Source organism: Pantoea sp. OXWO6B1 (assembly GCF_001641135.1).
Taxonomy (GTDB): domain Bacteria; phylum Pseudomonadota; class Gammaproteobacteria; order Enterobacterales; family Enterobacteriaceae; genus Pantoea; species Pantoea allii.
On the sequence record NZ_LWLR01000001.1, the window covers coordinates 1743470 to 1762692 of the forward strand.

The window sequence follows — 19223 nt, forward strand, 5'->3', positions numbered from 1 at the left end:
ACAGACTCTTTAGTGGGGCATCATGTTGTAGTTGAGGTTCCACATGATCCACAGTGAGCCAACGACAACAATCAGAATAATGATTGCTGAGAAGACAATGGCCACCATGTTCCAGCCACCTTCAGATTTGCTGTCCAGATGCAGGAAGTAAACCAGGTGAACCAGCACCTGAACTACTGCACAGACCAGCACAACACCGAGGATGGTTCCATGAGAAGCGCTGCCATCCATTACCATCCAGAACGGGATTCCCGTCAGGATGATAGAGAGGATGAAGCCGATCATGTAAGACTTCACGCTACCGTGTGATGCACCATGTTCGTTAACAGAATGACTCATTACATGGCTCCCATCAGATAAACTACGGTAAACACGCAAATCCAAACCACGTCCAGGAAGTGCCAGAACAGGCTCAGACACATGATACGGGTACGGTTAGTGGCGTTCAGACCGCGTTTCGCGATCTGGAACATCAGCACGGCCATCCAGATTAAACCAGAGGTTACGTGCAGACCGTGAGTACCGACCAGCGTAAAGAAGCCAGACAGGAAACCACTGCGATCAGGACCAAAGCCTTCAACAATCAGGTGATGGAACTCATAGATTTCCATCCCGATGAAGCCAGCACCAAACAGGAAGGTCAACGCCAGCCAGCCGATAACGGTGCCTTTGTTTTCCTTGTTCATGGCGATAACTGCCATGCCGTAGGTGATGGAGCTTAATAACAGCAGGGCGGTTTCAACCAGCACGAACGGCAGTTCAAAGATATCTTTGCCTGCCGGACCACCGGCGGTGCTGTTAACCATAACTGCATAGGTCGCAAACAGCGTTGCGAAGATAATGCAGTCACTCATCAGGTAGATCCAGAAGCCAAAGACTTTATTGGCTCCTGCATCGTGATGCCCATGCTCCGCATGGGCGTCGTGGTGGTGTTTTACGGTTTCAGTTGACATTATTTCAGACCTGCTTTGCTGATTTCGTCAAAGTGCTGCTTTTCAATCTTCTCTACTTCGGCAACCGGAACGTAGTAATCCACGTCTTCGTCGAAGCTCTTCACGATCCAGGTTACGATCATGCCGAGGAAAGAAAGACCTGCCAGCCACCAGATATGCCAGATCATCGCAAAACCGAAGATGGTCGCAAACGCGGCAATAACAATCGCAGCACCGCTGTTTTTCGGCATATGAATTTCTTCATAATGAGCCGGTTGCTTGTACGCTTCGCCTTTCTCTTTCATTTCCCAGAAAGCGTCACGCTCATGCACATGCGGGATAACAGCAAAGTTGTAGAACGGCGGTGGTGAAGAGGTTGCCCACTCCAGCGTACGCGCGCCCCATGGGTCACCGGTCAGATCGCGGTTCTGGTCGCGGTCACGCACAGAAACGTAGAACATAATGATCTGGCAAAGGATACCGCATGCAATCAGTGCCGCACCGCCTGCCGCTACCACCAACAGAGGGTGGAACTGCGGGTCGATGTCCTGGCTCAGACGACGCGTCATCCCCATAAAGCCCAGAACGTACAGCGGCATAAAGGCGACGAAGAAGCCGATAATCCAGAACCAGAAGGCACGCTTGCCCCAGGTTTCGTTCAGCGTAAAGCCGAACGCTTTCGGGAACCAGTAAGTCACGCCTGCCATACAACCGAATACCACACCACCAATAATCACGTTATGGAAGTGAGCAATCAGGAACAGACTGTTGTGCAGCACGAAGTCCGCACCTGGCACCGCCAGCAGAACACCGGTCATACCACCAACAGAGAAGGTGACCAGGAAGCCTACGGTCCACAACATCGCAGAGTGCATCTGAATGCGGCCCTGGTACATGGTGAACAGCCAGTTAAAGATTTTAACCCCGGTAGGAATGGCGATAATCATCGTCATAATACCGAAGAAGGCGTTTACGTTCGCACCCGCACCCATGGTGAAGAAGTGGTGCAGCCAAACGATGAACGACAACACGGTGATGGCGATAGTTGCCCATACCAGTGAGGTGTAACCAAACAGACGTTTTTTCGAGAAGGTCGCAGTGACTTCAGAGAAGACACCAAAGACCGGCAGAACAAGGATGTACACCTCTGGATGACCCCAAACCCAGATCAGGTTGACGTACATCATCATGTTACCGCCCATATCATTGGTAAAGAAATGGAAGCCGAGGTAACGATCAAGTGTCAACAGTGCCAGCGTTACGGTCAGAACCGGGAACGCAGCGATGATCAGGACGTTGGTGCAGAGGGAAGCCCAGGTAAATACCGGCATTTTGAACAGGTCCATGCCCGGCGCACGCATCTTCAGAATGGTCACGAAGAAGTTAATACCGGTCAGCGTGGTACCAATACCGGAGAGCTGGAGACTCCAGATCCAGTAGTCTACCCCCACGCCAGGACTGTATTCTGCCCCCGACAGCGGTGGATAGGCCAGCCAGCCAGTTTGTGCGAATTCACCGACACCCAGAGACAGGTTAACCAGGATTACACCAATCGCGGTAAACCAGAAGCTCAGGTTGTTCAGGAACGGGAAGGCAACGTCACGCGCACCAATTTGCAAAGGTACGGCAATGTTCATCAGGCCCACGACGAACGGCATCGCCACGAAGAAGATCATGATCACGCCGTGCGCGGTGAAGATCTGGTCGTAGTGATGCGGCGGCAGTATGCCTGCTTCCCCGGCCGAAGCCAGAACCTGCTGGGTACGCATCATTACCGCATCGGCAAAGCCGCGCAGCAACATGACGAACGCCATGATGATGTACATGATACCCAGTTTTTTGTGGTCGATGGATGTGAACCATTCTGACCACAGATATTTCCACTTACCGAAATAAGTGATGGCAGCGACAAGCGCCAGACCTGCGATGATGATACCGGCAACCGTGACCATGACAATCGGCTCATGGAACGGTACCGCATCCAGTGTTAATTTTCCGAACATCGTATTATTCCTCGGCTCCCGCGGTAGCGGTGTGACTCATGTCCATGCCTTTATGCTCAGGCATGTCCATCTTCCCGTGGCTATGCATGAACTTGTTGATGACCTGCAAGAACAGTTCAGGATTAGCAGAAGAGAAATATTCCACCGGGTGATTTTCGCTTGGTACGGCTACTTTCTCGAAATCATCCATCGTTGTCAGCGTGTTAGGTGCCGCTTTAACTTTAGCAACCCACTGCTGGAACTCCGCGTCGTCTTTGGTGGCAATGGCTTTAAACTTCATACCAGAGAAACCGCGACCACTGAAGTTGGCGGAAATACCGTCGAAAGTTCCTGGCTCGTTGGCAATCAGATGCAGTTTAGTCTGCATGCCTGCCATCGCGTAGATCTGGCTACCGAGCGTAGGAATAAAGAAGGAGTTCATAACGGAATTAGAGGTGATTTTGAAGTTAACCGGTGTGTTTGCCGGGAAGGCAATCTGGTTAACTGTCGCAATACCTTGTTCTGGATAAATGAACAGCCATTTCCAGTCCAGGGCAATCACATCAATCTCAACCGGTTTCACGTCTGACGCCAGCGGTTTGCTCGGCTCCAGGGCGTGGGTTGATTTCCAGGTCAGCACACCAAGGAAAACGATGATCAGGATCGGAATGGTCCAGACCACGGCTTCCACTTTGTTAGAGTGTGACCAGTTAGGGCTGTATTTGGCATTAGTGTTCGACGCCCGATATTTCCAGGCAAACACCACGGCCATCAAGACTGCAGGTATCACGACGATCATCATCAGACCAAAAGCGGTCAGTATCAGCGAACGTTGCTCCAGCGCAATCTGTCCTTTGGGATTTAACAATGCATTATCGCAGCCACTCATTAATAAAGTGCCTGCGATTAATGACAAAATCCCCAAACTTTTATTGTATTTACTGAGTCTCATTTAACGACCTCAATGACAAAGGGCTCTATTGTCGTTTAAGTGTGCGCGCATTTTACGGGAAGGTTTATGCAGTGTAAACCAGCTTAAGGATGTGTCAGAACCATGTTGACACCTTTTGCTAAGGGTGTCACAGATGTTGTTCTCGGTGACAAATTATTAACGTGGACAAGCAGTTGGCGGCAATATAACAAAAAGAGATGGATATAGGGTTAAACAAAAGTGGTAATGGTATAACCCTGACTTTAATCACCCAATTATTTAACAATATTGCATCATTTATTCGATTAATTTTAACCTAATTAATTGCGCACCGGTTTTAAATATTCTGATCGAATGCACCCACTGACCGAAATATTTTTTTGTAAATTGACACGCAAAGACAAATTAGGCGCGCTTAACCGACTGTGCGAAATTTAACCAAAATCCCACCCTGTTAGCGAATGCCGGGAAGATCATCACGCTGATGCAGCGAGCGATAATCCAGCACCACGCCGCAGAGTACACCACAGAGTGCCAACGTCATGCCGGCTTCAAACAGCGGGACCAGTGCTGTCGACAGACGGGGTAAGCCCGCTGCATTCAGCGCCAGTGCCAGCAGCCATAAAGCCAGCAACCCGCAGCCGCTGGCGAACAGCCGGTTTGTCCAGCGGTAGCCCGCTGCGAAACGGGTACGCGGCAAAAACTGCCCGGTTGTTTGTGTGAAATCCAGCGTGCCACGGCAAAATGCTAACAGCACCAGACCCGGTAAGCCAGCCAGTACCGTAAACGCATAGAAGGTCGGCCAGCCCCACAGTTCAACTAAGAAGCCCGCCGCAGGGCCAACGTAAACCCGACCTACCGCCGACAGGGCCGACAGCAGCGCGAACTGCGTTGCCGAAAAGGACTTATTGCACAGCGTCATCAGCAGCGCGACAAACGCAGCCGTGCCCATACCGCCACACAAGTTTTCGATAAATACTGCGCCTGCCATGCTCCACAGATGCTTGTCGGTGACTGCCAGCAGCCAGTAGCCAAAATTAGATACCGCCTGTAGCAGGCCAAAAATCATCAGCGCGCGAAACAGGCTCAGGCGCTGCATCAGCACGCCGCCATACAGCGCCCCGATGATAGTCGCCAGCAGGCCGAGTGTCTTATTAACCAACCCGACATCGCCCGGATTAAAGCCCACGCCGCGAATTAAGAAGGTGGTAGTGAGCGAGGCGGCAAACGCATCGCCGAGCTTGTAAAGGATGATCAGCGTTATCAGCAGCCAGGCATTATTACGGTTAAAAAAGTCTCGTAGGGGATCGACCACCGCCTGACGAAGCGACTGGGGCGCGGACTGTCGGTTATCCGGCTCGTTAGCCATAAAGGTTGCGACGATGCAGGGAACCAGTAACAGCGCCATCAGCCAGTAAGTTGCCCGCCAGCCCAGATAGCGATCGGCCAGCCACAGGGCGAGTCCACCCGATATCAACATAGCCAGTCGGTAGCCTAACACCGTGATAGCCGCGCCGCTTCCGCGTTGCTCCGGTGGCAAAACGTCCGTCTTCCAGGCGTCAAACACAATATCCTGAGACGCGGAACAGAACGCAATCAACACCGCCAGTGCCGCCATCAGGGTCAAATCCCGGCTGGGCTGCATAAATCCCATCGCGATGATGCTGGCGACCAGCGCTAGCTGGGTGATCAATAACCACCCTTTACGACGGCCCAGAAACGGCGGTGTGTAGCGATCCATCATCGGTGACCAGAGAAACTTAAACACGTAAGCCTGGCCCACGAGGGAAAAGAAACCGATGGTTTTCAGATCAATATTATCAACGGTCATCCACGCCTGTAAGGTCCCGCTCGTTAATGCCAGGGGCAAACCTGACGCGAATCCCAGAAGGAGCAACACAGCGGCATTTTTTTGACGGAAGACGCGGAAATAGTGATTCATACTGACCTTGAAAAGCGCCCGGCATCATGCCGGGCGAGGGGCAAAATTAGTGAGAGTTTTGTTTAATAAATTCGTTGACGCTGGTGTCCTGCGCCATATCGGCAATCACATCGCTCAGCGTTGAGTTCACCGCGTTGGTGATTTTCTGGTTACTGGCGCTGAAGGCACCTTCTACGCTGTAGGTCTGACGGTAGTTTTTAATCTGCTTGTTGCCGTTTTTCGCGGTGGCAACAATAGAGATATCTGCCTTGGTCGTAATGCTGTAACGCACGTCACCCTGGGTCACGTCGGCATACAGATTATTAACAATGATTTGCAGATCGACTGCGCCATTGGGGCCGACCATATAGCCGCGTGCCGTCATCTGTTTTTCCAGCACTTCCTGCAGTAAGAAGCGCAGGTCGCGGGACGGTGTGAGGCTGACCAGTTGCCCGTCGCGGTTCACTTTTGCCAGCGCCTGATCGCGGCGTTGGTCAGCACCGTTGATACTTACGGTGACGCCCATCAAGCTGGGATCGCGTTGCGGCAGCTGAATTTTAGGTTGAATCGTCAGTGTGTTGTTGCTGGAAGCACAGCCGGCCAGGATAAAAGCAGCCAGCAGTGGGAATAACAGTTTTTTCAACATACGCTTTCTCGTTAATGTAATGGGTTGGTGTGCAAAAACTGCGGCCATCATAGCAAAGCGGTGCAGTGAATAAAGCCCCCAGCGCGAGGTAAAGTCACGCAACGGTGTTTCGTCCGCGTTGTGTTGCGTAAAACGACGACCCGATAAGGCGCGCGCGCAGAAACCGCGGGAATGATAATATTCTGCGCGCCATCGCGTAGTGTGGCAGAAAACCGACTAATATTTAAACAGATGGGGCACCGCGCTCGCCATTGAGGGTAAAACCATGATTCGAGAACAGATAGAAGAAAAGCTGCGGCTGGCTTTTGCGCCGGCTCATCTGGAGGTCCACGATGAAAGCTACCGACACAATGTGCCTGCGGGTTCGGAAAGCCACTTTAAAGTTGTGATCGTCAGTGACAGTTTTACCGGCCAGCGTTTCCTGGCGCGTCATCGGGCGATTTACAGCGAACTCAGTGCAGAACTGGCGGGAAGCGTTCATGCCTTAGCGCTGCATACGTACACGCTTAAAGAGTGGGAAGGATTGCAGGATACGGTCCTGGCGTCACCCAACTGCCGCGGTGCCGGAACGCTAGCCTGAGTGCACCGTTTTTGGCGTTTAATTGTGGCTAAACGCGATCTGCGGCTCAAAAAAGCAGCAAACTCCCTAAAAAGTGGTGACTTAGCATCCTCGACTCATCTCAGCGATGCCGCTATAATGCTGCGTCTATTTTTCCGGAATGTCTTCGGGACGCTTCTGGTAACAGGGATCAGGTTCTCTTCACGGAAGCCGTCCCGGTTGTTAGATACGGCGCATTAACCAATGTGTGGTGTCTGAAGTTGACCGAGCACGTGATTTTTTGAGGTAACAAGATGCAAGTTTCTGTAGAAACCACTCAGGGCCTGGGCCGTCGCATTACGATTACTGTCGCTTCTGACAGCATCGAAAGCGCTGTTAAAAAAGAACTGGTGGATGTGGCGAAGAAAGTCCGTATCGATGGTTTCCGTAAAGGCAAAGTGCCAATGAACATCGTGGCACAGCGCTACGGTGCGTCTGTGCGCCAGGACGTGCTGGGCGATCTGATGACGCGTAACTTTGTTGACGCCATCATCAAAGAGAAAATCAATCCGGCTGGCGCACCTAACTACGTGCCAGGCGAATACACTGAAGGTCAGGACTTTACCTATGCGGTAGAATTCGAAGTGTATCCAGAAGTTGAGCTGAAAGGCCTGGAAAACATCGAAGTCGAGAAGCCACAGGTTCAGGTCACTGACGCTGACGTTGATACCATGCTGGAAACCCTGCGTAAGCAGCAGGCTAACTGGATTGAAACCGACGCCGCTGCGGGCGCAGAAGACCGCGCGACTGTCGATTTTACCGGTTCAGTTGACGGCGAAGAGTTTGAAGGCGGTAAAGCCTCAGATTTCGTTCTGGCAATGGGCCAGGGCCGCATGATCCCAGGTTTTGAAGAAGGTGTTGTGGGTCATAAAGCAGGTGAAACCTTCACTATCGATGTGAAATTCCCTGATGACTACCATGCTGAAAACCTGAAAGGGAAAGACGCTAAGTTCGAAATCGTGTTGAAGAAAGTTGAAACGCGCGAACTGCCAGAACTGACTGAAGACTTCATCAAACGTTTCGGCGTAGAAGATGGCTCAGTTGACGGTCTGCGTGCCGAAGTGCGTAAAAACATGGAACGCGAGCTGAAAGGCGCTATTCGTAACCGCGTGAAAACGCAGGCTATCGACGGTCTGGTTGACGCTAACCCAATCGACGTGCCTTCTGCACTGATCGACAGCGAAGTTGACGTTCTGCGTCGTCAGGCTGCACAGCGCTTCGGTGGTGATGAGAAGCAGGCGCTGGAACTGCCACGTGAACTGTTCGAAGAGCAGGCGAAACGTCGCGTTGTTGTCGGCCTGCTGCTGGGCGAAGTGATTCGCACCCACGAGCTGAAAGCGGACGAAGATCGCGTGAAAGTGCTGATCGAAGAGATGGCTTCTGCGTATGAAGATCCGCAGGAAGTGATCGAGTTCTACAGCAAAAATAACGAGCTGATGAACAACATGCGCAATGTCGCGCTGGAAGAGCAGGCTGTTGAAGCCGTGCTGGCAAAAGCCAAAGTCTCTGAGAAAGAAACTAACTTCCAGGAACTGATGAATCAGACCGCTCAGGCCTAATCGTCCGTTTAACCGGTTGTGCTGAAGCCCGCGCCTGAAAAGTCGCGGGCTTTTTTCTGTATCAGGCTTGCTGTCTGCCGGTTTGCCGCTATTTGGTTAATTTTTGGGCAAATTGTTCACGCATCGCTTTTTCCGGGTTAGCGATTGATGAAAAGGTTGTTATGCTTGAAACAACTGAGCAGCATCCCAAGATACAGGGAGTATGCAAAAAACAGTTCGGCTGACTGATTAACCGTCCTTGAGTTGTCGGTAAGAGGCAGAGCATAGTTTTTGACGCTCGTCTTACGTAAAATCGGTACAGAATGTTGCCAATGAAATTTATCCAGGAGACGGTAATGTCATACAGTGGCGATCGTGAGTTTACTGCACCGCACAATGCGTTGGTGCCAATGGTGGTCGAGCAAACCTCGCGCGGCGAGCGTTCATACGACATCTATTCCCGTCTGCTTAAAGAGCGCGTAATCTTCCTTACCGGTCAGGTAGAAGATCACATGGCGAACCTGATTGTGGCCCAGATGCTGTTTCTGGAAGCAGAGAATCCGGAAAAAGATATTTACCTTTATATCAACTCACCGGGTGGCGTGATTACGGCAGGGATGTCAATTTATGACACCATGAAGTTTATCAAGCCGGACGTCAGTACAATTTGTATGGGCCAGGCCTGTTCAATGGGGGCTTTCCTGTTGACGGCCGGGACTAAGGGCAAGCGTTTCTGTCTGCCAAACTCACGCGTAATGATTCACCAACCGCTGGGTGGCTATCAGGGACAGGCGAGTGACATTGAAATCCATGCGCGCGAAATCCTGAAAGTGAAGCAGCGCATGAATGAACTCATGGCGGAGCACACCGGTAAGTCACTGGAAGAAATTGAGCGTGATACCGAGCGTGACCGTTTCCTCTCCGCCAACGAAGCGGTAGAGTATGGATTGGTCGATTCAATCCTGACCCATCGCCAATAAGCCCTAACTTCGCCTTGTCTCTGGTCTATAGTTAACAGGACAGGGTTATAATGGGTTGAATGAACATCGGCCGTGTACCCACGGCCAGTGCTGTACCCCTGGTACGGCCTGAGAACAAGAAGAGGTTAACTGATGACAGATAAGCGCAAAGACGGTTCAGGAAAGTTGCTGTACTGCTCTTTTTGCGGCAAAAGCCAGCATGAAGTGCGTAAGCTGATTGCCGGGCCGTCAGTGTATATCTGCGATGAGTGCGTTGATCTGTGTAACGACATTATTCGCGAAGAGATTAAAGAGGTTGCCCCGCATCGCGAACGTAGTGCACTGCCTACGCCGCATGAGATTCGCCATCACCTCGACGATTACGTTATTGGTCAGGAAAGGGCCAAGAAAGTCCTGGCCGTGGCGGTGTATAACCACTACAAACGTCTGCGCAACGGGGATACCAGCAACGGAATCGAACTGGGCAAAAGTAATATCCTGCTCATCGGTCCTACAGGTAGCGGTAAAACGCTGCTGGCAGAAACCCTTGCCCGTTTACTGGATGTGCCTTTCACCATGGCGGATGCCACCACGTTAACCGAAGCCGGTTATGTGGGTGAAGACGTTGAAAACATCATCCAGAAACTGCTGCAAAAATGTGACTACGATGTGCAGAAAGCACAGCGTGGTATTGTCTACATCGATGAAATCGACAAAATTTCACGTAAGTCAGACAATCCTTCTATCACCCGTGATGTGTCGGGCGAAGGGGTACAGCAGGCGTTACTGAAGCTGATTGAAGGGACAGTGGCTGCGGTTCCTCCGCAGGGCGGCCGTAAACATCCGCAGCAGGAGTTTTTGCAGGTCGATACCTCGAAGATTCTGTTTATCTGTGGCGGTGCGTTTGCCGGGCTGGACAAGGTGATTTCCCAGCGCGTTGAAACCGGTTCGGGCATCGGATTTGGTGCAACGGTAAAAGGCAAATCGCAAAAAGCAACGGAAGGCGAGCTGCTGGCGCAGTGTGAGCCGGAAGATTTGATCAAATTTGGTCTGATCCCCGAGTTCATTGGTCGTCTGCCCGTCGTCGCAACGCTCAATGAACTGAGTGAAGAGGCGCTGATTCAGATCCTGCGTGAGCCAAAAAATGCACTGACCAAGCAGTATCAGGCGCTGTTTAACCTGGAAGGCGTGGATCTGGAATTCCGTGATGAAGCCCTGACGGCGATTGCTAAAAAGGCGATGTCACGTAAAACCGGTGCGCGTGGTCTGCGTTCGATAGTGGAAGGTGCGCTACTGGAAACGATGTACGATCTGCCCTCTATGGACGACGTCGAGAAAGTGGTGATTGATGAGTCAGTTATTGAAGGTCAGTCCGAACCTATGCTGATTTATGGCAAGCATGAAGCTCAGGCTTCTGGCGAATAAATAAACAAATCGTCCACATTGTGCCATCTAAAAAGGGGAAAATCTTTCCCCTTTTGCATTTCTCACCGTTGTGACATTGAATGTCTGACAATCATCCCCATATACTCAGACACCTGTGGGTTTGACCGCATACCTGCCTGATGCGGTACCCATCACCTGGCGGACACTAAACTAAGAGAGAGCTCTATGAATCCTGAGCGTTCTGAACGCATTGAAATCCCCGTCTTGCCTTTGCGCGACGTGGTAGTTTATCCGCACATGGTAATTCCGTTGTTTGTTGGCCGGGAAAAATCAATTCGGTGCCTCGAAGCCGCAATGGATCATGATAAAAAGATCATGCTGGTCGCACAGAAAGAGGCTTCAACGGATGAACCTGGCATAAACGATCTTTTTTCAGTGGGTACAATTGCCTCCGTCCTGCAGATGTTAAAACTGCCAGACGGTACGGTGAAAGTGCTGGTTGAAGGCTTGCAGCGTGCCAACATCACTACGCTTGCTGACAACGGCGACCACTTTGTGGCCCAGGCTGAATATCTGGTCTCACCAGAGATCGAAGAGCGCGAGCAGGAAGTGCTGGTGCGCACGGCGATCAATCAGTTTGAAGGCTACATCAAACTGAATAAAAAGATCCCACCTGAGGTCTTAACCTCACTGAATAATATTGACGATGCGGCACGCCTGGCGGATACGGTTGCGGCGCATATGCCATTGAAACTCGCAGATAAACAGTCAGTGCTGGAGATGTCAGACGTGAACGAACGTCTGGAATATCTGATGGCGATGATGGAATCTGAAATCGATCTGCTGCAGGTTGAAAAACGCATTCGCAACCGCGTTAAAAAGCAGATGGAAAAGAGCCAGCGTGAGTACTATCTGAATGAGCAGATGAAGGCCATTCAGAAAGAGTTGGGCGAGATGGATGATACGCCTGATGAGTACGAAGCATTAAAACGCAAAATCGATGCGGCCAAAATGCCGCAGGAAGCGCGTGAAAAAGCGGAAGCTGAACTGCAGAAGCTGAAAATGATGTCACCGATGTCTGCGGAAGCGACGGTGGTGCGTGGCTATATCGACTGGATGGTGCAGGTTCCATGGAACGCGCGCAGCAAAGTGAAGAAAGATCTGCGCAAGGCTCAGGAAACCCTGGACATTGACCACTACGGTCTGGAACGCGTTAAAGACCGCATCCTTGAATATCTTGCGGTGCAAAGTCGCGTCAGCAAAATCAAAGGACCTATCCTTTGTCTGGTGGGGCCGCCGGGCGTCGGTAAAACCTCGCTGGGTCAGTCCATTGCGAAAGCCACCGGGCGTAAGTACGTTCGTATGGCATTGGGTGGCGTCCGTGACGAAGCGGAAATCCGTGGTCATCGCCGTACCTATATCGGTTCAATGCCGGGCAAGTTGATTCAGAAAATGGCGAAAGTGGGCGTGAAAAACCCCCTGTTCCTGTTAGATGAAATTGACAAAATGTCATCAGACATGCGCGGCGATCCGGCATCAGCCCTGCTGGAAGTGCTGGACCCGGAGCAGAACATCGCGTTTAACGATCACTATCTGGAAGTGGACTACGATCTCTCCGATGTGATGTTTGTGGCGACCTCTAACTCCATGAACATCCCGGCACCGCTGCTGGATCGTATGGAAGTGATCCGTCTGTCGGGTTATACCGAAGATGAGAAGCTCAACATTGCGAAACAGCATTTGCTGCCCAAGCAGATTGAGCGCAACGCATTGAAAGCGTCAGAGATCAGCGTCGATGACAGCGCGATCGTCGGTATCATTCGTTACTATACGCGTGAAGCCGGTGTGCGTAGCCTGGAACGTGAACTGTCCAAGTTGTGCCGTAAAGCAGTGAAAACGCTGCTGATGGATAAAACCAAAAAGCACATCACCATTAATGGTGAAAACCTGAAGGATTTCCTTGGGGTTCAGCGCTTTGACTATGGCCGTGCCGACAGCGAAAACCGTGTTGGTCAGGTTACCGGTCTGGCCTGGACGGAAGTTGGCGGTGATTTGCTGACTATCGAAACCGCCTGTGTGCCTGGTAAAGGGAAACTGACCTATACCGGATCGCTGGGTGAAGTGATGCAGGAATCCATTCAGGCAGCCTTGACCGTGGTACGCGCACGTGCAGAAAAACTGGGTATCAACGGCGATTTCTATGAAAAACGTGATATCCATGTGCACGTACCGGAAGGGGCAACGCCAAAAGATGGTCCAAGTGCCGGTATTGCGATGTGTACTGCACTGGTGTCCTGTCTGACCGGTAACCCGGTGCGCTCTGATGTAGCGATGACAGGTGAGATCACCTTACGCGGTCAGGTGTTACCTATCGGCGGGCTGAAAGAGAAGCTGCTGGCAGCACACCGTGGTGGCATCAAAGTGGTTTTGATCCCGGACGAGAACAAACGCGATCTGGAAGAAATTCCACAGAACGTGATTGCCGATCTGGAAATCCATCCGGTCAAGCGCATTGAAGAAGTGCTGAATCTGGCACTGGAAAATGCGCCTTACGGCATGCAGGTTGCTACCGCAAAATAGTGATTAATGGCATAAACCGTTAAAAAGCAGAGCTGGCAACACCAATTGGTGCTTGCCAGCTTTTTTTTGTGCCGTTAATTTAGGTTGCTGCTGGACTGACGTTATAAGAGGATTACCGTTGTTTCAGCTAATAAGGCTTGATATAACTTGCTGCGCGTTCGTACCCGACAGGAAGCGTGGGTACGATGTGAAATAATAAAGAGGGGATGAATAGAGTGAATAAGTCACAACTGATCGATAAAATTGCTGCCGATGCCGACATTTCTAAAGCAGCAGCAGGACGTGTGTTAGATGCATTTATGGGCTCTGTTTCTGATGCGCTGAAAGGCGGAGATGAAGTGGCGCTGGTGGGTTTCGGCACTTTCTCAGTACGTGAGCGCGCAGCGCGCACAGGCCGTAATCCGCAAACCGGTAAAGAGATTACTATCCCGGCAGGTAAAGTACCGGGTTTCCGTGCAGGTAAAGCACTGAAAGACGCTGTCAACTAATGACAACGCCACCACTCATTAACACATTTTCTTGAGTGGATTAGAGGACGGTTAACGCGTTCTCATGTAACATACGGGCACATCGATGAGATGTGCCTTTTTTATATCCAGAGAGGCAGTAAAGGTCGCAAGGCTTGTCTCAACAGGATTATTGCTGCCAGCCAGATTTGCAGCTGAGTAATGCGCCGGGAAGATGGCGTTATTGCGACAGGGCTTTACATTCACACTACAGCGGAGTGTTGTCATACCATGATGGACAATTTACGCGCGGCGTCGAACCATGTCGTGCTCAAGATTATTTTGGGGTTGATCATTCTCTCCTTTGTGCTGACCGGCGTTGGCAACTATCTGATTGGCGGCAACAATGATTATGCGGCCAAAGTTAACGGTCAGGAGATCAGCCGGGCGCAGTTAGATCGGGCATTTAACAGCGAACGAAACCGTCAGCAGCAGATGCTGGGCGATCAGTTTTCACAACTGGCGGGTAACGACGGTTACATGCAGCAGATGCGCCAGCAGGCGCTGTCTCAGCTGATCGATCAGGCTTTACTGGACACCTACATTAAAGATCTGCACATCGCCATCAGTGACGATCAGGTCAAGCAGGCTATTTTCAATCAGGCCGCTTTCCAGACCAACGGTAAGTTTGATAACGCCAAATATAACGCGATGATTACCGATATGGGTTTCAACGCTGACCAGTACGCGGAAGCGCTGCGTAAACAACTGGCCACCCAGCAGTTGATTAACGCCATCGCGAACACCGACTTTATGCTTAAAAATGAAACCAGCAAGCTGGTGGATTTGGTGGCACAGAAGCGTGATATTCAGACCGCGACGATCGACGTGAATGCGCTGGCGGCAAAGCAAACCGTTAACGATGACGAAACCAGCCAGTACTATCAGCAGCATAAAAACAGCTTTATGGCCCCTGAGCAGTTCCGGGTCAGCTATATCAAACTGGATGCCGCCGGTATGCAGGAAAATGCCAGCGATGCGGATATTCAGGCCTGGTATGATAAAAATAAAGCGGACTACACGCAGCCACAGCGCGATCGTTACAGCGTGATTCAGACCAAAACGGAAGCCGATGCCAATGCGATTTTGGCTCAGCTGAAGAGCGGTGCTGATTTTGCCGGGCTGGCGAAGACCAAATCCATCGACCCGATTTCTGCCCGTAAAGGTGGAGACATGGGTTGGCTGGAGCCGTCAACCACGCCGGATGAGCTGAAAAATGCAGGGCTGAAAGAGAAAGGCCAGCTGTCAGGTGTGATTAAGTCTTCCGTTGGCTTCCTGATTGTGCGCCTTGACGATATCAAGCCTGAGCAAATCAAGCCGCTGGCTGATGTGCGCAGCGAAGTGGCGGATAAAGTTAAGCAGGAAAAAGCGCTGGACGCTTTCTATAAACTGCAGCAGAAGGTGAGCGAAGCAGCCAGCAATGACAATGAGTCGCTGGCCGGTGCTGAGCAGGCGTCAGGCATTAAAGCCACAGAAACAGGCTGGTTTAACCGTGATGACGTGCCAAAAGATCTCGACTTCGACGCGGTGAAGCAGGCTATTTTTAACGGCGGCCTTGTTGGTCAAAATGGCGCGCCGGGGAATAACTCTGACATCATCAGTGTCGATGGCGATCGCGCTTTTGTGTTGCGTATCAGCGAGCATAAACCTGAAGCGGTAGAGCCGCTGGAAAAGGTTAAAGCACAGATTGTCGATACGTTGAAACACGATAAAGCGACGCAGCAGGCAAAAGCCCGGGCAGATAAACTGTTAGCCGACCTGAAAGCCGGAAAACAGGATGTGCTAAAAGCCGCAGGCCTGACGCTGAGCGCCAGCAAAACGGTTGATCGTAATTCTCAGGACCCGGTGGCGCAGGCGGCGTTTAATCTGCCACAGCCTGCGGATAACAAACCGTCCTGGGGCGTAAGCGAAGATATGCAGGGCAATGTGGTACTGGTGGCGGTTAATAAAGTCAGCACCGGTAGCATGCCTCAGGCTCAGATTGATGAAATGGTCAAAGGTGTCACGCAGAACAATGCGCAACTTGCCTTTGAAGCATTGCTGCAAAATCTGCGCAAAGAGGCCAAAATTAAATACGGTGCTGCTGCCCAGATGCAGTAATCCTCGCAAAATTCAGGTAATCACTGAAACGACTAAAGGCCGCTTATGCGGCCTTTTCCATTTCTGTCGTTTGCGCTTTGAGTCCATTTTACCGACATGACAACCTGAGCCTGCTGTTTAACACAAGGAGAAACACAGCATGGCTAAAACCAACTTACAGGCCTTTTATCTTTCCCTCGCTCTGTGTGGCGCACTGTATCAAATGCCACTGTCAGCGGCAGAAACCCCAAGTGAAACGCAGGCCGCTCAGGTTTCCCTGCCGCATCAGGAGCAGGTCAGTATCAACGACGCGACGGCAGAACAGCTCTCGTCGGTGATGAACGGTGTGGGTCTGAAAAAGGCGCAGTCCATCGTCAGCTATCGTGAAGAATACGGCCCGTTCACGGCCATCGATCAACTTAAAGATGTGCCCGGCTTTGGTAATGCTCTGGTCGAGAGAAATGCGTCGCGTCTGAAATTGTGAGGTAAGGCGCAACTCTGATGCTTAACCTGCTGGCCTGGCCGGACTCTGCTAAAGTGAACAGGTCCAACCAGTTAATCTTTAGCAGCAGGAGAACAGGAATGCAGACCACAATAAAAGTGCGCGGTTATCATCTGGATGTTTATCAGCATGTTAATAATGCTCGTTATCTGGAGTTTTTAGAAGAAGCGCGCTGGCAATGGCTGGAGGAAGCAGACGCTTTTAACTGGCTGCTTGAGCAAAAACTGGCCTTTGTGGTGGTTAACATCAACATCAACTATCGTCGCCCGGCGGTGCTGGGCGATGTTCTGGAGATCAGCAGCGAGATGACGCAGCTCAATGGAAAAAGCGGCATTATGTCTCAACGTATTCTTTTAGCCGGTGGGGATACCGTGGTTGCGGATGCGGCACTGACCTTCGTGTGTATCGATCTTCGTTCACAAAAAGCCGTTCCGCTTGAAGGCGAAGTACGGCAGCGGCTGGAAAAATTAATAACCTGACTGACAGGATCAACGCGGCGGCAATCGTTAGCCGCCGCTCACGTCTTTACTGTAAACCGGTTTTTGCCTTCATGGCTGACATGATGCCGGGACTATCCTGCAGATAAGCCTTCAGACCTTTTGCGCGCAGATGACAGGCGGCACATTCGCCACAGCCGTCACCTTTCACGCCGTTATAGCAGGTGAGCGTCTCTTCACGGATTAGCGTGAGCTGCTGCCAGTAATCGGCCAGCGCCCAGGTTTCGGCCTTATCGAGCCACATCAGCGGGGTTTCAAAGCGGATATCGCGCGCCATGCCAAGCGTGACGGCGTGGTTAAGCGCTTTAACAAACTCATCGCGACAGTCGGGATAACCGGAGAAGTCCGTTTCGCAAACGCCGGTGATCACCGCCTCAGCCTCAACTTGATAGGCGTAAACGGAGGCCAGAGTCAGGAACAGAATATTGCGGCCCGGCACAAATGTGCTTGGCAGGCCCGTTGCCTGCGGGTCATAAGCAGGAACCGGGATGTTGTCTCGCGTCAGGCTACTGACGGCCAGCTCATTCAGCATGGTCACATCCAGCACTTTATGCGCCCGGGCGCCCAGTTTTAACGCAAGCTCACGCGCTACCTCAATCTCTTCACGGTGACGTTGACCATAATCGAAGGTCACGCAGTGTACTTCATCGTAAAGCTGTAAAGCCTGAACCAGGCAGGTGGTGGAGTCTTGTCCACCGCTAAATACCACAACGGCGCGTTTCATGGCTCGTCCTAATAACAAAAATTGGTGCTTATGGTAATACCTCAGGGCGTTGCTGAACAGCTGCAAGCGGCGGTCACTATCAGGAGAATACCAATGAACGCTGGTCCTCAACGGTTTCCGCAGCGCGGCGGTCCCCTGGTAACGGGTACAGCACGCGCTCAGATTAGTACCGTGGGGCTGGCGAGAAGCCTAACCGCGTCAGCGGAAAGGGGCAGGTGAGGGCGTCAGGTGACGTCAGTGGAATGGGCGCTAAACAGATTGAGGCCGGCAGCGTCAACAGGATGGACTTGTCATCGCTGAGCCTGCCAGACACGAGCCACGAACCCCGGCACCCTGGTTACTCCGGCCGCTGTTATCCAACCCGCATGCCAGAAGACAGGCTTGATCGCCACCTCAGGCCAGCTCATGCTGCCATGGCGCAATCTCGCCAATATGCTGAGCCACCCATTCGGGTTGATAGTAGGTATCAAGATAACGTTCGCCACTGTCGCACAGGAGCGTCACCAGCGAGCCTTGCTCGTTGTTATCGCGTAAGCGTTTTGCTACCTGCATCATGCCCCAAAAATTCGTGCCGGTAGAGGGGCCAGGTTTACGTCCCAACAGGGTTTCCAGCTTCAGCATGGCGGCAATTGTTGCGCCATCGGGCACTTTGATCATTTCATCAATCACATCAGGCATAAAGGAGGGTTCAACGCGTGGGCGACCAATACCTTCAATCATGCTGCCGCGATTGCTGGTCAGAGTGGCATCACGATTTTGCCAGTAGTCATAAAAAACCGAATGCTGCGGATCGACCACCAGTAAGCGCGTATCGCATCCCTGATAGCGGATATAGCGCCCCAATGTGGCTGACGTACCGCCGGTGCCCGCGCTCATAATTAACGTATGAGGAACAGGAAAAGGCTCGTTCGCCATCTGGCGGAAAATACTTTCGGCAATATTGTTGTTGCCGCGCCAGTCGGTTGCCCGTTCAGCATAGGTAAACTGATCCATAAAGTGGCCGTTCAGTTCCCGGGCCAGACGCTCGGATTCGGCATAGAGCTGACAGGGATCGCTGACAAAATGGCACTGACCGCCGTAGAAGGTAATTTGCTCAATTTTCCGCTTTGCAGTGCTGGCTGGCATCACGGCAATAAAGGGTAAGCCCAACAGGCGAGCAAAATAGGCTTCAGAGACGGCGGTACTGCCAGAAGAGGCTTCAATAACAGGCGTGCCTTGTTTGATCCAACCATTGGCAAGCGCATAAAGAAACAGGGAACGCGCCAGGCGATGTTTCAGGCTTCCGCTGGGATGCGTACTTTCATCTTTCAGATAGAACCCAATGCCCGGAAAATCCGGCAAACTGAAGCGAATTAAGTGCGTGTCCGCTGAGCGTTGAAAGTCAGCGTTTATTTCGTTAATCGCGTGGCGTATCCAGCATGTTGACATAGGGTTCATTTCCG

General features: G+C 51.7%; 17 protein-coding genes. 9 read left to right on the top strand and 8 right to left on the bottom strand.

Annotated elements, in window-relative coordinates; translation table 11 throughout:
* Nucleotides 1-9 precede the first annotated feature (9 nt).
* The 6 genes from A6A26_RS10305 to A6A26_RS10330 form a co-directional block, all read right to left on the bottom strand.
* Complete coding sequence (locus tag A6A26_RS10305; RefSeq protein ID WP_013024878.1) at nucleotides 10-339, bottom strand: cytochrome o ubiquinol oxidase subunit IV; 330 nt, start codon at nucleotides 337-339, stop codon at nucleotides 10-12.
* Entirely contained in the window at nucleotides 339-953 is a 615-nt protein-coding gene (locus tag A6A26_RS10310) for a cytochrome o ubiquinol oxidase subunit III (RefSeq protein ID WP_063878643.1), read from the bottom strand. Before A6A26_RS10310 ends, A6A26_RS10305 begins: the two co-directional genes overlap by 1 nt.
* Nucleotides 953-2935: a cytochrome o ubiquinol oxidase subunit I gene (cyoB, locus tag A6A26_RS10315; RefSeq protein WP_063878644.1), complete on the bottom strand. Its 1983-nt coding sequence runs from the start codon at nucleotides 2933-2935 to the stop codon at nucleotides 953-955. The genes A6A26_RS10310 and cyoB overlap by 1 nt, the downstream gene beginning before the upstream one ends.
* 4 nt (nucleotides 2936-2939) lie before the next feature.
* Nucleotides 2940-3866 (bottom strand): cytochrome o ubiquinol oxidase subunit II, encoded by a 927-nt coding sequence (gene cyoA / locus A6A26_RS10320; RefSeq protein WP_063878645.1) that lies wholly within the window; start codon nucleotides 3864-3866, stop codon nucleotides 2940-2942.
* A 433-nt stretch (nucleotides 3867-4299) separates the two neighbouring features.
* Entirely contained in the window at nucleotides 4300-5787 is a 1488-nt protein-coding gene (gene ampG / locus A6A26_RS10325; protein WP_063878646.1) for a muropeptide MFS transporter AmpG, read from the bottom strand.
* Nucleotides 5788-5833: 46 nt separating this feature from the next.
* A complete protein-coding gene (locus A6A26_RS10330) occupies nucleotides 5834-6412 on the bottom strand; it encodes a lipoprotein (protein ID WP_063878647.1) in 579 nt (192 codons plus the stop codon).
* 265 nt (nucleotides 6413-6677) lie between these two features.
* Between A6A26_RS10330 and bolA the strand changes: the two genes are divergently transcribed.
* The 9 genes from bolA (at nucleotide 6678) to A6A26_RS10375 (ending at nucleotide 17039) form a co-directional block, all read left to right on the top strand.
* On the top strand, nucleotides 6678-6992 hold the full coding sequence (gene bolA / locus A6A26_RS10335) for a transcriptional regulator BolA (RefSeq protein ID WP_063878648.1): 315 nt from the start codon (nucleotides 6678-6680) through the stop codon (nucleotides 6990-6992).
* A gap of 272 nt (nucleotides 6993-7264) precedes the next feature.
* Nucleotides 7265-8569 (top strand): trigger factor, encoded by a 1305-nt coding sequence (gene tig, locus A6A26_RS10340; protein WP_063878649.1) that lies wholly within the window; start codon nucleotides 7265-7267, stop codon nucleotides 8567-8569.
* 335 nt (nucleotides 8570-8904) lie between these two features.
* On the top strand, nucleotides 8905-9528 hold the full coding sequence (clpP, locus tag A6A26_RS10345; RefSeq protein WP_063878650.1) for an ATP-dependent Clp endopeptidase proteolytic subunit ClpP: 624 nt from the start codon (nucleotides 8905-8907) through the stop codon (nucleotides 9526-9528).
* A 132-nt stretch (nucleotides 9529-9660) separates the two neighbouring features.
* Nucleotides 9661-10932 (top strand): ATP-dependent protease ATP-binding subunit ClpX, encoded by a 1272-nt coding sequence (gene clpX / locus A6A26_RS10350; RefSeq protein ID WP_063878651.1) that lies wholly within the window; start codon nucleotides 9661-9663, stop codon nucleotides 10930-10932.
* 186 nt (nucleotides 10933-11118) lie between these two features.
* Nucleotides 11119-13473: an endopeptidase La gene (lon, locus tag A6A26_RS10355; protein WP_063878652.1), complete on the top strand. Its 2355-nt coding sequence runs from the start codon at nucleotides 11119-11121 to the stop codon at nucleotides 13471-13473.
* Between the two features lie 215 nt (nucleotides 13474-13688).
* Nucleotides 13689-13961 carry a nucleoid-associated protein HU-beta gene (gene hupB, locus A6A26_RS10360; RefSeq protein WP_014606441.1) on the top strand — a complete coding sequence of 91 codons (273 nt, stop codon included), beginning with the start codon at nucleotides 13689-13691 and terminating at the stop codon, nucleotides 13959-13961.
* A gap of 249 nt (nucleotides 13962-14210) precedes the next feature.
* The gene (ppiD, locus tag A6A26_RS10365; RefSeq protein WP_063878653.1) at nucleotides 14211-16079 is read left to right on the top strand and encodes a peptidylprolyl isomerase; all 1869 of its coding nucleotides are present in this window, start codon (nucleotides 14211-14213) and stop codon (nucleotides 16077-16079) included.
* Between the two features lie 139 nt (nucleotides 16080-16218).
* A complete protein-coding gene (locus tag A6A26_RS10370; protein WP_063878654.1) occupies nucleotides 16219-16542 on the top strand; it encodes a helix-hairpin-helix domain-containing protein in 324 nt (107 codons plus the stop codon).
* Nucleotides 16543-16640: 98 nt separating this feature from the next.
* Nucleotides 16641-17039 carry an acyl-CoA thioesterase gene (locus tag A6A26_RS10375; protein ID WP_063878655.1) on the top strand — a complete coding sequence of 133 codons (399 nt, stop codon included), beginning with the start codon at nucleotides 16641-16643 and terminating at the stop codon, nucleotides 17037-17039.
* A 46-nt stretch (nucleotides 17040-17085) separates the two neighbouring features.
* Here the strand turns inward: A6A26_RS10375 and queC are convergent, their stop codons facing one another.
* Both queC and A6A26_RS10385 read right to left on the bottom strand, forming a co-directional pair.
* The gene (gene queC / locus A6A26_RS10380; protein ID WP_063878656.1) at nucleotides 17086-17781 is read right to left on the bottom strand and encodes a 7-cyano-7-deazaguanine synthase QueC; all 696 of its coding nucleotides are present in this window, start codon (nucleotides 17779-17781) and stop codon (nucleotides 17086-17088) included.
* A gap of 393 nt (nucleotides 17782-18174) precedes the next feature.
* Complete coding sequence (locus tag A6A26_RS10385; protein ID WP_063878657.1) at nucleotides 18175-19209, bottom strand: PLP-dependent cysteine synthase family protein; 1035 nt, start codon at nucleotides 19207-19209, stop codon at nucleotides 18175-18177.
* Between the last annotated feature and the right edge of the window lie 14 nt (nucleotides 19210-19223).

Excerpts from the sequence above, each read along its gene's own strand:
- A6A26_RS10370 (WP_063878654.1), top strand. The coding sequence starts at position 16,219 with ATGGCTAAAACCAACTTACAGGCCTTTTATCTTTCCCTCGCTCTGTGT.
- cyoA (WP_063878645.1), bottom strand. The coding sequence starts at position 3,866 with ATGAGACTCAGTAAATACAATAAAAGTTTGGGGATTTTGTCATTAATC.
- lon (WP_063878652.1), top strand. The coding sequence starts at position 11,119 with ATGAATCCTGAGCGTTCTGAACGCATTGAAATCCCCGTCTTGCCTTTG.
- A6A26_RS10330 (WP_063878647.1), bottom strand. The coding sequence starts at position 6,412 with ATGTTGAAAAAACTGTTATTCCCACTGCTGGCTGCTTTTATCCTGGCC.
- A6A26_RS10385 (WP_063878657.1), bottom strand. The coding sequence starts at position 19,209 with ATGTCAACATGCTGGATACGCCACGCGATTAACGAAATAAACGCTGAC.
- clpP (WP_063878650.1), top strand. The coding sequence starts at position 8,905 with ATGTCATACAGTGGCGATCGTGAGTTTACTGCACCGCACAATGCGTTG.
- ppiD (WP_063878653.1), top strand. The coding sequence starts at position 14,211 with ATGATGGACAATTTACGCGCGGCGTCGAACCATGTCGTGCTCAAGATT.
- ampG (WP_063878646.1), bottom strand. The coding sequence starts at position 5,787 with ATGAATCACTATTTCCGCGTCTTCCGTCAAAAAAATGCCGCTGTGTTG.
- clpX (WP_063878651.1), top strand. The coding sequence starts at position 9,661 with ATGACAGATAAGCGCAAAGACGGTTCAGGAAAGTTGCTGTACTGCTCT.
- A6A26_RS10305 (WP_013024878.1), bottom strand. The coding sequence starts at position 339 with ATGAGTCATTCTGTTAACGAACATGGTGCATCACACGGTAGCGTGAAG.
- bolA (WP_063878648.1), top strand. The coding sequence starts at position 6,678 with ATGATTCGAGAACAGATAGAAGAAAAGCTGCGGCTGGCTTTTGCGCCG.
- tig (WP_063878649.1), top strand. The coding sequence starts at position 7,265 with ATGCAAGTTTCTGTAGAAACCACTCAGGGCCTGGGCCGTCGCATTACG.
- cyoB (WP_063878644.1), bottom strand. The coding sequence starts at position 2,935 with ATGTTCGGAAAATTAACACTGGATGCGGTACCGTTCCATGAGCCGATT.
- A6A26_RS10310 (WP_063878643.1), bottom strand. The coding sequence starts at position 953 with ATGTCAACTGAAACCGTAAAACACCACCACGACGCCCATGCGGAGCAT.
- queC (WP_063878656.1), bottom strand. The coding sequence starts at position 17,781 with ATGAAACGCGCCGTTGTGGTATTTAGCGGTGGACAAGACTCCACCACC.
- A6A26_RS10375 (WP_063878655.1), top strand. The coding sequence starts at position 16,641 with ATGCAGACCACAATAAAAGTGCGCGGTTATCATCTGGATGTTTATCAG.